This window comes from Microbacterium testaceum, from assembly GCF_029761935.1.
GTDB lineage: Bacteria > Actinomycetota > Actinomycetes > Actinomycetales > Microbacteriaceae > Microbacterium > Microbacterium testaceum_A.
Genome location: NZ_CP121699.1, coordinates 3,308,685 through 3,323,367, shown reverse-complemented (window position 1 = coordinate 3,323,367; position 14,683 = coordinate 3,308,685). Strand labels below are relative to the sequence as shown.

Here is a 14,683-nt window from a genome sequence, read left to right as displayed (position 1 = left end):
TTATCCCGAAAGATCCGCGTGAAGGGTCGGCTCCGGTCGCCGAGGGCGATCCTCGGCGACACGAAACGACCCCTCGCGCGGGCAGCGGACGCGGACGCACGAACGCCCCGCCGCACGAGGCGACGGGGCGTTCGACGAAAGAGCGTGGATCAACCGCGCGTGCGGTTCTTGTTCCACACGTCGAAGGCCACGGCCAGCAGGAGCACGAGGCCCTTGATGAACTGCTGCACGTCGGTCGAGATGCCCATCAGCGACATGCCGTTGTTGAGCACACCCATGACCAGGCCACCGGCGATCGCGCCGACCACGCGGCCGACACCACCCTGGACGGCCGCTCCACCGATGAACGAGGCGGCGATCGCGTCGAGCTCGAAGAGGTTACCGGCACCCGGACCGGCCGAGTTCAGGCGACCCGTGAAGACGATGCCGGCGAGAGCCGCGAGGACGCCCATGTTCACGAAGAGCATGAAGTCCACGCGACGGGTGTTGATACCCGAGAGCTTCGCGGCGGTGCGGTTGCCGCCGAGGGCGTAGATGTGGCGACCGAAGACGCTGCGGCTCATGACCGTCGAGTAGCCGATGATGAGCAGCGCCAGGACGACGAGCACGATGGGCGTGCCGCGCGATCCGGGAGCCACACCGAGCAGGTAGGTGAGGTAGGCGATCAGCGCGCTGCCACCGATGACCTTGACCAGGAACGCCACCTGCGGCTCGTTCTGCAGCTCGAGCGCGGCGCGCTTCGCGCGCTGGCGAACCTGCGACACGACGAAGAGGACGAGGGTCAGGGCGCCGAGGGCGACCGTAATCCACTCGGCGGGCGAGGTCGCCGCCGGGAACAGGTCGGGGAACAGGTATCCGCCACCGAGCGCGCGGTACTCGGTCGGGAACGGCGTGATCTGCGTGTTGCCCAGGGTCATCTGCGTCAGACCGCGGAAGAGGAGCATGCCCGCGAGGGTCACGATGAACGCGGGGATGCCGATGTAGGCGACCCAGAAGCCCTGCCACATGCCGACCACGGCACCGAGGAGCAGCGAGAGGACGATGCCGAGCCACCAGGGCAGGCCCCACTGCACGATGAGCACACCCGAGACGGCACCGACGAAGGCGGCGACCGATCCGACCGACAGGTCGATGTGGCCGGCGATGATGATCATCACCATGCCGATCGCGAGGATCAGGATGTAGCTGTTCTGGACGATGATGTTCGACACGTTGCCCGCCGTGAGCAGACGGCCGCCGGTCAACGCCTGGAAGAGCAGCACGATCACGATCAGCGCGATGAAGATGCCGATCTCGCGCAGGCGCGACGTGAAGAACTGCACGATGCCGCCGGCACCGCTGCCGGCGGCGCCGCCGACGGGGCCCTTCGGCGTGGCGGGACCCTGGGGGGTCACGGTGTTGTCAAGCGCTGACATGGTCGGCTTCCTTTTCCTTCGTCATGAGCACCATGAGTGCCTCGGGAGTGGCCTCTTCGATGGGCAGCTGGCCGGTGATGTGGCCTTCGCTGAGGGTGTAGATGCGGTCGCAGATGCCGAGGAGCTCGGGCAGCTCCGACGAGATGACCAGCACCCCCTTCCCCTGCGCCGCGAGGGAGTTGATGATCGTGTAGATCTCGTACTTGGCGCCGACGTCGATGCCGCGGGTCGGCTCGTCGAGGATGAGCACCTCCGGGTCGGAGTACAGCCACTGCGACAGCACGACCTTCTGCTGGTTGCCGCCCGACAGCTTGCCGACGACGACATCGACGCTGGGCGCCTTGATGTTCATCGACTTGCGGTAGCGGTTGGCGACCAGGTACTCCTCGTCGCCGTCGACCCAACCGCCCTTGACGAGCTTGCGCATCCCGGCGAGCGAGATGTTGCGCTTGATCGTGTCGATCAGGTTGAGGCCGGCGCCCTTGCGGTCCTCGGTCACGTAGGCGAGGCCGCTGCGGATCGCGGCGGGCACCGTCGAGGTGTCGGCCTTCTGACCGCGGATGTAGACGTTGCCCGAGATCTTCGAACCGAAGCTCTTGCCGAACACGCTCATCGCGAGCTCGGTGCGTCCGGCGCCCATCAGGCCGGCGATGCCGACGACCTCGCCCGCGCGCACGTTCAGGTTGGCCTGGTGGATGACGGTGCGGTTCGCGTCGGTGGGGTGGCTGACGTTCCAGTCCTCGATGCGCAAGACCTCGTCGCCGATCTCAACGTCGCGGTCGGGGTAGCGGTTCTCGAGCTCGCGGCCCACCATCCCGCGGATGATGCGGTCTTCGCTGGTGCCGCCCGTGGCCACATCGAGCGTCTCGATCGTGCGACCGTCACGGATGATCGTGACCTCGTCGGCGATCGCACGGATCTCATTGAGCTTGTGGCTGATGATGATGCACGTGATGTTCTGGCCGCGCAGGTGGCGGATCAGATCCAGCAGGTGCTCGGAGTCGTCGTCGTTGAGCGCCGCGGTCGGCTCATCGAGGATGAGGAGCTTGACGTCCTTCGACAGCGCCTTGGCGATCTCGACGAGTTGCTGCTTGCCGACGCCGATCTCGTTGACGGGAACGTCCGGGCTGTCGCCCAGGCCCACGCGGGCGAGGAGCTTGGCCGCTTCACGGTTCGTGGCATCCCAGTCGATGAGACCGCGGTGCGTGATCTCGTTGCCGAGGAAGATGTTCTCGGCGATCGAGAGGTAGGGGCTCAGGGCGAGCTCCTGGTGGATGATGACGATGCCGGCCGCTTCGCTGTCGCGGATGTCCTTGAACTCGACGGTGTTGCCGTCGAAGACGATCTCGCCGCGGTAGTCGCCCGCGGGATACACACCGCTGAGCACCTTCATGAGGGTGGACTTGCCGGCGCCGTTCTCGCCGCAGATGGCGTGAACCGTCCCGCGCTCGACGGTCAGTGACACGTCGGCGAGCGCGATGACGCCGGGGAACTCCTTGGTGATCGAGCGCATCTCGAGGATGGTGCTCACGAGGTCCTCCTTGCAGAACCGGCGCGTGGCCGGTCGGAATGTGGGGCGGGCGCGGGATGCCGCGGACCCGCAGGAGCCTCCGCCGCGACCCGGTGGGCCGCGGCGGAGGCGGGGCGGAGGGACGGGGAGCCCCTCCGGGGGATTACTTCAGGTCGGCCTCGGTGTAGTAACCGCTGTCGATGAGGACTTCCTTGTAGTTGTCCTTGGTGACGATCGTCGACTGCAGGAGGTACGAGGGAACGACCTTCTTGCCGTTGTCGTAGGTCTTCTCGTCGTTGACCTCGGGCTTCTCGCCCTTGCGGATGTCGTCGACCATGGTCACGGCCTGCTTGGCGAGCTCGCGCGTGTCCTTGAAGATCGTCGAGTACTGCTCACCCGCGATGATCGACTTGATCGAGCCGGCCTCGGCGTCCTGACCCGTGATGACGGGGAGGTCGCTGGCCGAGTAGCCACCCGAGGTGAGGGCCGAGATGATGCCGATCGACAGACCGTCGTAGGGCGAGAGCACACCGTTGAGCTTGGTGCCGCCGATGACGGTGAGGATGTTCTCCATGCGCTTCTGCGCCGTCTCGGGCAGCCAGCGGAGGATGGCCGCCTGGCCGAACTCGGTCTGGCCGGAGGGAACCTTCAGCACACCCTTGTCCATGTAGGGCTTGAGGGTGTCCATCGCGCCGTTCCAGAAGAACGTGGCGTTGTTGTCGTCGGGGCTACCGGCGAACAGCTCGACGTTGAAGGGGCCGGCGGCGCCGGTCTCCTTGCCCGAGGCGTCGAGGACACCGAGGCCGGTCAGGAGCGAGGTGGCCTGCTGGACGCCGACCTTGTAGTTGTCGAACGTCGTGTAGTAGTCGACGTTCTCGGTGCCGTTGATGAGGCGGTCGTACGCGATGACGGGGATGTTCGCGTCCTTGGCCTGCTGCAGCACGTCCGTGAGCGTGGTGCCGTCGATCGAGGCGACGATCAGGGCCTTGGCGCCCGTGGTGATCATGTTCTCGATCTGCGAGACCTGGGTGGGGATGTCGTCGTTCGCGTACTGCAGGTCGACCTGGTAGCCAAGCTGCTCGAGCTGCGACTTGACGTTGTTGCCGTCGGCGATCCATCGCTCCGACTGCTGGGTCGGCATGGCCACACCGATGGTGCCGCCGGCCTCCTGCGAGTCTCCGCTGCTGGCGCCGGTACGGTCACCGGCGCAACCGGCGAGACCGATGCCGAGCGCGAGGACGCCCGCTCCCGCGATCGCCTTGAGCATGCTGTGCTTCTTCACTCTGGTTCCCTCCATTGGGTGTTTGTCGCGGCGCTCCCCCTGGAGCACACCGCGGGCAGTGCTGACGGCTCAGGTCGGGTGCACGGTCTCGGGGGCGAAACGAAAGGCCCTCGGCGAGGCGGTCAACCCGCGTCGTTCGAAACGTCTTCGTCTCGACGGATCCGCTCCGCAGCGAGTCCCGTCGGCCGTGTGACCCGGTCATGTGACCGTTCACATTGTGTGAGTGATGCTACCTCGACGGCGGGGACAACTGTCAAGTCCCGATGCGCTCGAAGTCCAGCCGTTGCCGAAACGTGACGTGAGCGCGTCGCGGATCAGGACCGCGGCGGGGCCGTCGACGACCTCACGATGAGGCGGAGGTGGTCGGGTTCGACCACTGGTCCGTCGTCACCGCTCTCGCCGAGCGATGCCAGCAAATCGGTGACGGCACGCGTGCCGATGCCCACGAAGTCCTGTCGGACGGTGGTCAGCGGCGGCCACAGGTGGGCGGATTCGGGCACATCGTCGAAGCCCACCACCGAGACGTCCTCCGGCACCGAGCGACCTATGGCCCGGACGGCATGCATGAAGCCGAGCGCCATATGGTCGTTGCCCGCGAAGACCGCGGTGGCATCCTCCGTCCGCAGCAGCTCGAGGCCCGCCTCGAATCCGAACTGCGCCGTCCAGTCGCCCAGGATGGGGGGACGCGGCGAGAGGTCGTTGGCATCCATCTCGGCGAGATAGCCGCGCATGCGGTGATCGGCCTCGACCCAGTCGCGCGGACCCGCGATGTGCAGGATCCGCGAGTGCCCGAGCTCGATGAGGTGGCGGACGGCCGCTCGCGCCCCGGCGCTCTGGTCGTTGCGGGTCGTCGAGGTGCCGGTCGAGGTGACGATCTGCACCGGAACGGGCAGCTTGAGCTCGTCGAGGATCGGCACCACCCGCGTCTGCGGTGCGACGGCGATGAGTCCCTCGATGGACTGCTGCATGAGGTGATCGATCGAGGAGCGCACGTCGTCGGGGGCGCTGGTGGCGAGGTTCGTGAGGGTGAGGCGGTACCCGGCGGACCGCGCCGCCGACTCGATCGCCTGCACCATCGCCGAGGTGCCGTGGGTCGTCGCTCGCGGTCCCAGCACGCCGATCAGGCGCGAGCGGCTCGTGGCGAGGGCGCGCGCGGCCTGATTGGGGACGAACTTCAACTCGGCGATCGCCGAGCGCACCTTGGCCGCGGTCTCGGGGCGGAGCTGAGTGCTGTTGTTGATCACCCGCGAGACGGTTTGGTACGACACTCCCGCGAGCCGGGCGACGTCGCGGATGCTCGGGGCACGCCCCGTCGCCTCCGGGGTATCGGTGTCGCTCATCATCCGCCTCATCGCGGGTCGCGCGCTGTTGCGTGACCGGTCACACGAGAATAACCGACGCCAGCAGAATCGCCCGCCGCAGAAGAAGAATCGCCCATTCGGCGCGGAACGGCGGCCTCGCGGTCCTTCGCACTCGGTCGTCTTGGCCCGCGTCAGCCCTCGATCAGCGCGCGATAGAACCGGATGCCACGCAGCCACACCTCGACGCGGATGCGCTCGTCGGGAGCGTGCAACGCGTCGCGTTCGGACCTCGAGAGGTGGAACGGCGCGAACCGGTACACCGCGTCGGTGAGACCCGTGTAGAAGCGGCTGTCGCTGGCCCCGAGCTGGAGATACGGCAGGGGGACGGTGTCCGCGCCGAGGGTGTCTGCGACGGCGCGGGACAGCCGCCTCCACGCCTCCCCCTGCCAGGGCGAGACCGGCGAGGGGTCGTCGCCGTGGCGCAGCTCGATGTCGACGAGCGGGTCGGCGACCGCTCGGCGCAGGTGGATCGAGACATCGGCGAGCGTGTCGCCGGTGAGCAGGCGCACGTTCACGCTCGCGCGCGCCGAGGTAGCGAGCACGTTCTCGCCCGCCGAGCCCTCGAGACGCGTGACGACGGCCGTGGTCCGAACGAGCGCGTTGGTCTCGGGACCGAGCAGCGATAGGGCCGCGGTCACGGCCGGCGCTGACACGGACGTGCGGCGGAAAAGCGTCGCCAGGGGCTCCCCGGCGTGCGATGCGGCCGTGGCGAGCATGGCCCGGACGGGCGGGACAAGTCGTCGGGGGAACGGGCGACGGCGGAGGCGATCGATCGCGCGGGCCAATCGGGCCGTCGCCGGCATGCGCGGCGGGGTCGAGGCATGCCCGCCGGCCTCTCGGGTCACGAGGTCGAAGGTGGCGACGCCGCGCTCGGCGACACCGATCATCGCCGTGGGCGCAGCCACCCCCGGGACGGCGCCCTCGACGACCGCTCCCCCCTCGTCGAGCACCAGAGCGGGACGGATGCCGCGCGCAGCCAGCAGCGCCGCCATCGCTCGGGCGCCGGTGCCGCGCGTCTCTTCGTCGTGTCCGAAGGCGAGCCACACGTCGGTTCGCGGCGTGATCCCCTCGGCCAGTGCCCCCTCGACCGCCTCGAGGATCGCGACGAGCGCCCCCTTGTCGTCGATCGCGCCGCGCGCATGGATTGTCGCCTCTGCTCCCTCGCCGACGAGGTCGGCGGCGAAAGGCGGGTGCCCCCACTCCTGCCCGTCCACGGGCACCACGTCCTGGTGGGCGAGGAGCACCAGGGGCTCGACGGGGCTCTCCCCCGCCCAGCGGTAGAGCAGCGACCGTCCCTCGACCACCTCTCGCTCGAGACGCGCGTGGACGAGCGGATAGAGCCGTTCGAGAGCCGCGTGGAAGTCTTCGAAGGCCGAATCGTCGACCTCCGCCGGGTCGACACGCGACACCGTCGGAATGGACAGGAGCTCGCGGAAGCGCTCGACGGCCGTCATGCGACGAGCCTAGGACGATGCCGGCATCATGAGACACGGGATGCCGGCATCCGGGGGCCCTTCGAGACTCGCGCGACGCCGATGTCGGCGGGCGCCGCTACGGTGGAGCGCATGACCGGACTGCACTGGGGCATCCTCGCGACGGGCGGCATCGCCCACGCCTTCACCTCCGACCTGCGCACCGCGGGCCTCGACGTCACCGCCGTCGGCTCCCGCCGCATCGACAGCGCTCGGGCCTTCGCCGAGCAGTACGACATCGCGCACGCGCACGGCTCGTACGAAGAACTGGTCGCCGATCCGGACGTCGACATCGTCTATATCGCGACCCCGCACCCCGGGCACCTCGAGAACGCACTGCTCGCCCTCGACAACGGCAAGCACGTGCTGGTCGAGAAGCCGTTCACCCTCAACGCCGCCGAGGCGGCGGCCATCCGCGACAAAGCGGCCGAGAAGGGTCTCCTCGCCATGGAGGCGATGTGGACCCGGTACCTGCCGCACATGGTGCGCATCCGCGAGATCCTCGCCGCGGGCACCCTCGGCGAGATCCGCGTCGTGTCCGCCGACCACACCCAGAAGATCTCCACCGACCCGGCGCACCGCCTCAACGATCTGGCGCTGGGCGGGGGCGCCCTGCTCGACCTGGGCATCTACCCGATCTCGTTCGCGATCGACGTCCTCGGCCTGCCGGAGCGCATCACCGCCCTGGCTCGTCTGTCCGACGCAGGCAGTGACGCCGAAGTGGCGACCAGCTTCGTCCACGCGGGCGGTGCCCTGTCGACCAGCGTGTCGTCGTCGCGCGGAGCGGGAATGAACGTCGCGCAGATCGTCGGGACCGAGGCCCGCATCGAGATCGACCGCGTCTGGTACACCCCGACGTCGTTCCGCGTCGTCTCGCCCGACGGAGACGTGATCGAGGAGTTCACCTCCGAGGTTCCGGGGCGCGGCATGCAGTTCCAGGCCCAGGCCGCCGAGCGTTTCGTCGCCGCGGGAGCGGACGCCGACGACATCCTGTCGATCGACGAGACCGTGGCGATCATGGGCGTGCTCGACGAGGTGCGCCGCCAGATCGGCGTGGTCTACCCCGGCGAACGGTGAGGGGCGAGGGCTACCCGGTCGCGGGCGCGACGGGTCAGACTGGACGTATGCCCGACACCCAGACCGCCCGCGTCGCCGTCTACCTCGACTTCGACAACATCGTCATGTCCTGGTACGACCGCGTGCACGGGAGGAACGCCTACTCGCGTGACCGGCAGAAGATCGCCGAGAACCCGACCGATCCCGACATCGCCGAGCGCCTGACCAAGGCGACCATCGACGTCGGCGCGGTCATCGACTACGCCGCGTCCTTCGGCACCCTGGTGCTCACTCGGGCCTACGCGGACTGGTCGTCGCCGGTGAATGCCGAGTACCGCTCGCAGCTCGTCGCGCGCGCCGTCGACCTGGTGCAGCTGTTCCCCGCCGCCGCCTACGCCAAGAACGGCGCCGACATCCGACTCGCGGTGGATGCCGTCGAGGACATGTTCCGCCTTCCCGACCTGTCGCACGTGGTCATCGTCGCCGGCGACAGCGATTACGTTCCCCTCGCCCAGCGCTGCAAGCGGCTCGGTCGCTACGTCGTCGGGGTCGGGGTGGCCGGGTCCACGGCAAAGTCGCTGGCCGCGGCGTGCGACCGCTTCGACGCGTACGACTCGCTCCCCGGCATCCCGAATCTCGCCGAGACGAAGAAGGATGCCGCTCCCTCGCGGCCGCGGGCACGGAAGCGCTCGAAGGACCCGGCGGTCGACCTGCTCGAGCGCGCCATGCAGCTCGAGGCGGAGCGCGCCGACGGCGAGTGGCTGCACGCCTCGGCCGTGAAGGACCTGATGAAGCGCCTCGACCCCTCGTTCAGCGAGAAGGCGCTCGGGTTCCGCAGCTTCTCGGACTTCTTGAAGGCGCAGACCGACCACGTCGAGGTCGACGAGGAATCCAACGTCGTGCAGGTCAAGGCCGTCGCGCGCGGCTGAGGGGCGGCCCTCAGCGTCGTTCGGCGCCCGGGGCGACGTGCGCCAACACGCGTGACCACACCGACGTCAGCGTGACCTGACCGTCGACCGAGCCGATCTCATCGGAATGGACGACCTCGGCGGTGCCCGCACGCAGGCGATCGACGTACCACGTCGCATCGCTTCGCCCCGCGGGGCCGTCGACGCCCACGACGACGAGCACCTCGGCCGCGAGGTCGTCGAGCAGAGGCGTCCTCAGGTCGCGACTCAGCGGGTCGGAGGGGCTCTCGACGCCGACGATCGCGACGCGATCGACGACACCACCCATCGCCGCGGCGAGGTAGAGGGCGATCGGTCCGGCGGCCCTCTCACCGACGACTCCCACGGTGGCCCCGGCCGCTTCGCGTTCGAGCAACGCCTTCAGCGCCTCGACCGTCAGCCCGGCCGGGGTCTGCCCACCGAAGACCGGTGGGTCCTCGAGCTCGGGCGCATCGAGGCCGACCGCGACGATCCGCACGTCGAAACCCGAGGTGACGCGGGCATCGGGATCGGTGGTCGCGATATCGCCCGTGCGCAGGACGAACACGGCCCGCGGGGCTCCCGGGGTTCCGAAACTGCGGTAGCCGAGCTCGCCGTCGAGCCAGGGGGCCAGACTCATGACTTCATCCTTCCGTCGCCGCTTCGCCGCCGCCGGGCAGCAGTGCGCGCAGGGTCTCGATGGTGTCGGCCTCTGCCGCGGTCTTGTCCGAACGGTAGGTCTTCACCCGGGCGAAGCGCAGCGCCACGCCGCCCGGATACCGCACGGACCGCTGCACCCCGTCGATCGCGATCTCGACGACGGTGTCGGGCGCCACGCGGATGCCGCCCGGCAGGTCTGCGGTCTGCCTCTCGGCGAAGTGCGCCGTCTGCCACTGCAGAAGTTCGTCCGTCAGTCCCTTGAACGTCTTGCCGACCATCACGAAGCTGCCCGGGTCGCCGAAGCGGCCGTGTGGATCCCGCGCTCCGAGATGCAGGTTCGACAACCAGTCGGAGCGTCGGCCCGATCCGTACTCCACCCCGAGGACGACGAGGTCGAAGGTGTGCACCGGCTTGACCTTCAGCCAGCTCTTGCCGCGGCGCCCCGCGGTATAGGGGTCGTCGAGCCCCTTCACCATCACTCCCTCGTGGCCGGCGGCGAGAGCGTCGCGCGCGAAGGCGTCGGCCACGTCGACGTCGTCCGTGAGCACGGCGGGGATGCGGTGCTCCCCCGCCACCCGTTCGAGCTCGGCGAGGCGCGTGGCGAGGGGTTCGTCGACGAGGTCGCGACCGTCGATATGGATCAGGTCGAAGAACCAGGGGCGCAGGGCGATCTCTCGAGCCGCCTCGGCGCCGAAGCGGGCCATCGTGTCCTGGAACGGACGAGGACCGCCGTCTTCGTCGAGCGAAAGGGTCTCGCCGTCGAGGATGATGTCGTGGACGGGGAGCGAGAGCGCCACCTCGACGATCTCGGGCACCCGGTGGGTGATGTCGGCGAGTGTGCGGGTGAAGACGCGCACCTCATCGCCGTGGCGATGCACCTGCACCCGGGCCCCGTCGAGTTTGTACTCCACCGAGGCTCGGGCGGTCACGGCCATCGCCTCGGCGACGCTCGTCGCGGGAGATGCCAACATCGGCTGCACGCCGCGCCCCACGACGAGCCCGACCGCGGCGAGATCCTCGGGGGTCCCGGTCAAGGCGATGCGGGTCGTCCCGCCCAGATCCCCCGACAGCATGGCGGCACGACGCACCAGGGCACCGTCGCGCTCGGCGGCTCGGGCCACGGCATCCAGGAGTACTCCCTCGAGGGCGCCCGTGCGCAACTCGCCCGTCATGATGCGAACGAGCAGGTGCCACTCCGTCGCCGTCGCGCGCCCCGCGAGGTCGTCGAGGAGGCGCGTTCGGACGGCCGCGGAACCCGCCCCACCGATCTTGGTGAGCGCGCTGAACGCGTCGTCGACGTCGCCGATCGTCAGGTTCGAGGTGTCGGCGTGATCACCGGCGCGGGCGGAGAGCGTCCGCCACCCCACGCCGAGGCGTCCCTGGCGCGGGGCCGCGGTGAGCAATCCCACCGCGGGCTCGATCTCGTCGGGATCGAGCCCGCGCAGAAGCGCCGCGAGGGCCTCGATCTTCGCCAGGCGCGAGCGCGTGTTCGTCACCGTCGCGAGCGCGGTCTCGATGTCGCCGAAGAGCATGTCGGCATCTTGGCATCCCCCTCCGACATCGGGTGGACGCTTGTGCGGATCAGGCGCGAGTGCCAAGACCACGGCGCTTTTCGGAGACCGTCAGCGTTTCACGGCCACCCCCTCGCGAGAACAGATCCGGGCCGTCCTCGCAACCCCCGGGGCGATGTCGGAGGTCTGAGGTGTGCTGAGACCTCCCGCAGGAATGAGGCTCCGTGAACGCTCCCGCCACACTCGAACAGTCCGCCCGCACCGCCCGTGAGGTGTTCGGATGGGACGACCTGCTGCCGGGTCAGGCCGAAGCGATCGACGCGGTGGTGAGCGGCCGCGACACTCTCGTCGTGTTCCCGACCGGAGCAGGCAAGTCGGCGGTCTACCAGATCGCCGGATGCGAACTGGGCGGGACCACCGTGGTCATCTCGCCCCTGCTGGCCCTCCAGCGCGACCAGATCGACTCGATCGACGCCGCCCCCGATGCCCCCGCCGCGGTCGCCCTCAACTCGCGCACGGGCGCCGCCGCCAAGAAAGCCGCGTGGGCCGCGATCGAGGGACCCGACGCCGTCTACGCCTTCCTCGCCCCCGAACAGCTCGCCAACGCCGAGGTGTTCGATCGTCTCGCGAAGGCCGATGTACGCCTCGTCGTCATCGACGAAGCCCACTGCGTCTCGGCGTGGGGCCACGACTTCCGCCCCGATTACGCGCGCATCGGCGACGCCATCGAAGCCCTCGGCCATCCCCCGGTGCTGGCGCTGACCGCAACGGCATCCGCTCCCGTCCGCGACGACATCGTCGCGAGCCTCGGCATGCGCGAGCCCCACCTCGAGGTGCGCGGCATGGATCGTCCCGAGATCCACATGGCCGTCCGCCGGCACGAGCACGACGCGGACAAGCGTCGCGCGGTCGTGGCGGATGTCCAGGATGCCGGCGGCCCGGCGTTGCTGTACGTTGCGACGCGCAAGGGCACCGACTCCTACGCCGAAGAACTCCGCGAACTCGGCCTGCGGGCGGCGGCGTACCACGGGGCCATGGCGCAGAAGAAGCGCGACGAGGTGCACTCCGCGTGGAGCGCCGGAGAGCTCGATGTGGTGGTGGCGACCTCGGCGTTCGGGATGGGAGTGGACAAGAGCGACGTGCGCCTGGTCGTGCACGCCGATGTCACGGAGTCGCTCGATTCGTACGCCCAGGAGATCGGACGCGCCGCCCGCGACGGGCAGCCCGCGCGGGCGATCCTGCACTACCGCGCCGAGGACTTCTCGCTGCGCTCGTTCTTCGCGGGCGGCCACACCAAACGAGCCGACATCGCGGGCGTGTGGGACGTTCTGCAGCGGACCAGCACGCCGGTGCGCGCGAAAGACATCGCCGACGAGAGCGGCCGCTCGGTCCGGGCGATCGGCCGGGTGTTGAACCAGCTCGTGGCCTGCGAGCTCGCCGTGTCGGGTCCCGACGGAGTGTCGGCGCTTGCGAAGGTCTCGGCGGGCGACGCGGTGAGCGCCGTGCGCGAGCGCGACGAGGCCGAAGAGCGCATTCGGGCCTCTCGCATCGAGATCATGCGCGGGTACGCGGAGACGACTCACTGCCGACGGCGGGCGCTGCTCGAGTACTTCGGTGTCGAGACGCCGAGTCAGTGCGCCTCATGCGACCGATGCGACGCCGGCGCAGTGGCGCCGGTCGAGGCCGCGGCCGAAGACACCGAGCCCGGCGGCATCCGCATCGATTCCACCGTCGAACACGGTGAGTTCGGTACCGGTACGGTCATGGCCATCGAGGACGACCGGCTGACGGTCTTCTTCGCCGGCCACGGCTACAAGGTGCTGGCCCGCGCGGCGTTCGAGAAGGGCATCCTCGAGCTCGGCGAGGCGGCGTAGGCGCGGCCGTCAGCGCCGGCGCGTCGACCACCAGGCCCACGCGACGAGCGGCACCTGGAGGAACAGTCGGAGGAAGCGCGAGCGGTCGGTGTTCAATCCGGGCGCTGAACGCCCGGTCCGCCACTGGTGCACGTTGCCGGGGAACACCGCGACGAAGAACGCGGCGATGGCCGCGCCGATGCGCCCCCGCTCCTGCGGCAACGCGAAGAGAGCGACACCGAGGATCACTTCGACGGCCCCGGATGCCACGACGATGGCGTCCTTGTCGGTGCGCAGCAGCCGCGTGGCCCACCCGGGAACGACGATCCGGTAGCCACGGCGGCCCCATGTGACATGGCTGACGCCGGCCCCGACCAGCAGCAGGGCAAGTGCCCCGCGGGCGACGGAGCGGACGGTGAGAACTGTGCGACGCGGCATCCGGTCAGTCTGTCATCCGTACGCGGGGCGGGGGCCTCAGCTCAGGTCGCGCAGGTCGCGGAGCGATGAGCGATCGAACCGGATCTCGTCGAACACGGCGGTCGCCCCGGGTCCCATCGGCGCCTGAGCCAGGAAGCCGACCGAGAGGGTCGAGGAGTCGGCGTCCAGACGGAACAAGCGCAGGAAGGGCCAGGACTCGCCGTCGAGCGAGTAGTGGAACGCGAAGGCCGCCCCGACACGAGTGATCCGAAGGAAGACCGCGTCGGTCGCGAAGACCGCGCCGTTGGCGTCGTCGGAGAAGTCGTTCGTCACGACGCTCACGACCATGCTGTCGCCCTGGGGCGAGTACTCGTTGCAGACCTTCGCCCACCTCTGCGGACCCGACCACAGCGCGAGCGCCCCGGCGTCGAAGGTCGAGCGCTCCCCCGTCACGCGCACCCGCGCCGACAGGGTGAAATCTCCGTCGGGAGCCGCGAAGGCCAAGGCGGTCGCGGCGTGCTGGGCCGGACCGCCGGTCGCGTCGTTCGTCCAGTCGACCCCGCCCCGGGATGTCAGCGTCAACGCGCCGCGAGCGTCGACGCGGGCGTCGCCCTCGACGCCGGTCCAGTGCAGGTCGGGAAGGTCGGGAAGCGACAGCGTCATGAGGGGAGACTATCCAGCGCGCCTCGCGCGGGCCCGGTCGGGCGGTGTTCCTAGACTCGCGTCATGGAACGATCGCGCGCGACCCTCCGGATCCGACCCGCGATCCCGGCCGACGCGGTCGCGATCGCGACCGTGCACGCCCGGTCGTGGCGCGAGACCCAGGGACGGTTCGTCGACGATCCCGACACGAACCCGTGGTTCGATGCCGAGCGACGGATCGGGATGTGGCGTTCCTCTCTCGAGGAAGAGGAGCTGAACGTCGTCGTCGCCGACGCCGACGGGTCCATCGTGGGCTTCGCCGCGACGCACCTCACCCCGGGGGCGGACGCGGTCCGCCCCGAGGAACTGCAGATGCTCTACGTCGCCGAGTCGTCGCACGGGAGCGGAGCGGGCCAGGGGCTGCTCGACGCCGTCCTCGGGAACCGGCCGGCGTCGCTGTGGGTCGCGGCGGACAATCCGCGCGCTCACGCGTTCTATCGCCGCAACGAGTTCCGTCCCGACGGCGCGGAGTCGTCGTTCGGCCCGATCCCCCGCACGGTGAGCCTCGTGCGCTGACG

Annotated in this window: 13 protein-coding genes; 4 read left to right on the top strand and 9 right to left on the bottom strand. The window is 69.5% G+C overall.

Annotated elements, in window-relative coordinates; all coding sequences use genetic code 11:
- Positions 1 to 149: 149 nt before the first annotated feature.
- From mmsB to QBE02_RS15920, 5 genes are all read right to left on the bottom strand, one after another.
- The gene (gene mmsB / locus QBE02_RS15940) at positions 150 to 1,415 is read right to left on the bottom strand and encodes a multiple monosaccharide ABC transporter permease (RefSeq protein WP_279366575.1); all 1,266 of its coding nucleotides are present in this window, start codon (positions 1,413 to 1,415) and stop codon (positions 150 to 152) included.
- Complete coding sequence (gene mmsA, locus QBE02_RS15935) at positions 1,402 to 2,928, bottom strand: multiple monosaccharide ABC transporter ATP-binding protein (RefSeq protein ID WP_056229786.1); 1,527 nt, start codon at positions 2,926 to 2,928, stop codon at positions 1,402 to 1,404. Before mmsA ends, mmsB begins: the two co-directional genes overlap by 14 nt.
- Before the next feature lie 160 nt (positions 2,929 to 3,088).
- On the bottom strand, positions 3,089 to 4,192 hold the full coding sequence (chvE, locus tag QBE02_RS15930) for a multiple monosaccharide ABC transporter substrate-binding protein (protein WP_279367911.1): 1,104 nt from the start codon (positions 4,190 to 4,192) through the stop codon (positions 3,089 to 3,091).
- Positions 4,193 to 4,521: 329 nt separating this feature from the next.
- Positions 4,522 to 5,547, bottom strand: a complete 1,026-nt coding sequence (locus QBE02_RS15925; protein WP_279366574.1) for a LacI family DNA-binding transcriptional regulator — start codon at positions 5,545 to 5,547, stop codon at positions 4,522 to 4,524.
- Between the two features lie 152 nt (positions 5,548 to 5,699).
- The gene (locus tag QBE02_RS15920) at positions 5,700 to 7,022 is read right to left on the bottom strand and encodes a M20/M25/M40 family metallo-hydrolase (protein WP_279366573.1); all 1,323 of its coding nucleotides are present in this window, start codon (positions 7,020 to 7,022) and stop codon (positions 5,700 to 5,702) included.
- A 111-nt stretch (positions 7,023 to 7,133) separates the two neighbouring features.
- On the opposite strand from QBE02_RS15920, the gene QBE02_RS15915 reads away from it, so the two are divergent.
- Together QBE02_RS15915 and QBE02_RS15910 are read left to right on the top strand one after the other, a co-directional pair.
- Positions 7,134 to 8,117, top strand: coding sequence for a Gfo/Idh/MocA family protein (locus QBE02_RS15915; protein ID WP_279366572.1), 984 nt, complete (start codon positions 7,134 to 7,136; stop codon positions 8,115 to 8,117).
- Positions 8,118 to 8,164: 47 nt separating this feature from the next.
- The gene (locus QBE02_RS15910; RefSeq protein ID WP_056228758.1) at positions 8,165 to 9,025 is read left to right on the top strand and encodes an NYN domain-containing protein; all 861 of its coding nucleotides are present in this window, start codon (positions 8,165 to 8,167) and stop codon (positions 9,023 to 9,025) included.
- Between the two features lie 10 nt (positions 9,026 to 9,035).
- Here the strand turns inward: QBE02_RS15910 and QBE02_RS15905 are convergent, their stop codons facing one another.
- Together QBE02_RS15905 and QBE02_RS15900 are read right to left on the bottom strand one after the other, a co-directional pair.
- Positions 9,036 to 9,662 carry a hypothetical protein gene (locus tag QBE02_RS15905; protein WP_279366571.1) on the bottom strand — a complete coding sequence of 209 codons (627 nt, stop codon included), beginning with the start codon at positions 9,660 to 9,662 and terminating at the stop codon, positions 9,036 to 9,038.
- A 4-nt stretch (positions 9,663 to 9,666) separates the two neighbouring features.
- Positions 9,667 to 11,214 carry an ATP-dependent DNA ligase gene (locus QBE02_RS15900; RefSeq protein WP_279366570.1) on the bottom strand — a complete coding sequence of 516 codons (1,548 nt, stop codon included), beginning with the start codon at positions 11,212 to 11,214 and terminating at the stop codon, positions 9,667 to 9,669.
- Positions 11,215 to 11,417: 203 nt separating this feature from the next.
- On the opposite strand from QBE02_RS15900, the gene QBE02_RS15895 reads away from it, so the two are divergent.
- Entirely contained in the window at positions 11,418 to 13,067 is a 1,650-nt protein-coding gene (locus tag QBE02_RS15895; protein WP_279366569.1) for a RecQ family ATP-dependent DNA helicase, read from the top strand.
- Positions 13,068 to 13,076: 9 nt separating this feature from the next.
- Here the strand turns inward: QBE02_RS15895 and QBE02_RS15890 are convergent, their stop codons facing one another.
- Positions 13,077 to 13,484 carry a DoxX family protein gene (locus QBE02_RS15890; protein ID WP_279366568.1) on the bottom strand — a complete coding sequence of 136 codons (408 nt, stop codon included), beginning with the start codon at positions 13,482 to 13,484 and terminating at the stop codon, positions 13,077 to 13,079.
- A gap of 36 nt (positions 13,485 to 13,520) precedes the next feature.
- The gene (locus QBE02_RS15885) at positions 13,521 to 14,126 is read right to left on the bottom strand and encodes a DUF1349 domain-containing protein (RefSeq protein WP_279366567.1); all 606 of its coding nucleotides are present in this window, start codon (positions 14,124 to 14,126) and stop codon (positions 13,521 to 13,523) included.
- A gap of 63 nt (positions 14,127 to 14,189) precedes the next feature.
- Here QBE02_RS15885 and QBE02_RS15880 point away from each other — a divergent pair, with 63 nt between their 5' ends.
- The gene (locus QBE02_RS15880; protein ID WP_279366566.1) at positions 14,190 to 14,681 is read left to right on the top strand and encodes a GNAT family N-acetyltransferase; all 492 of its coding nucleotides are present in this window, start codon (positions 14,190 to 14,192) and stop codon (positions 14,679 to 14,681) included.
- The last annotated feature ends 2 nt before the right edge of the window (positions 14,682 to 14,683 follow it).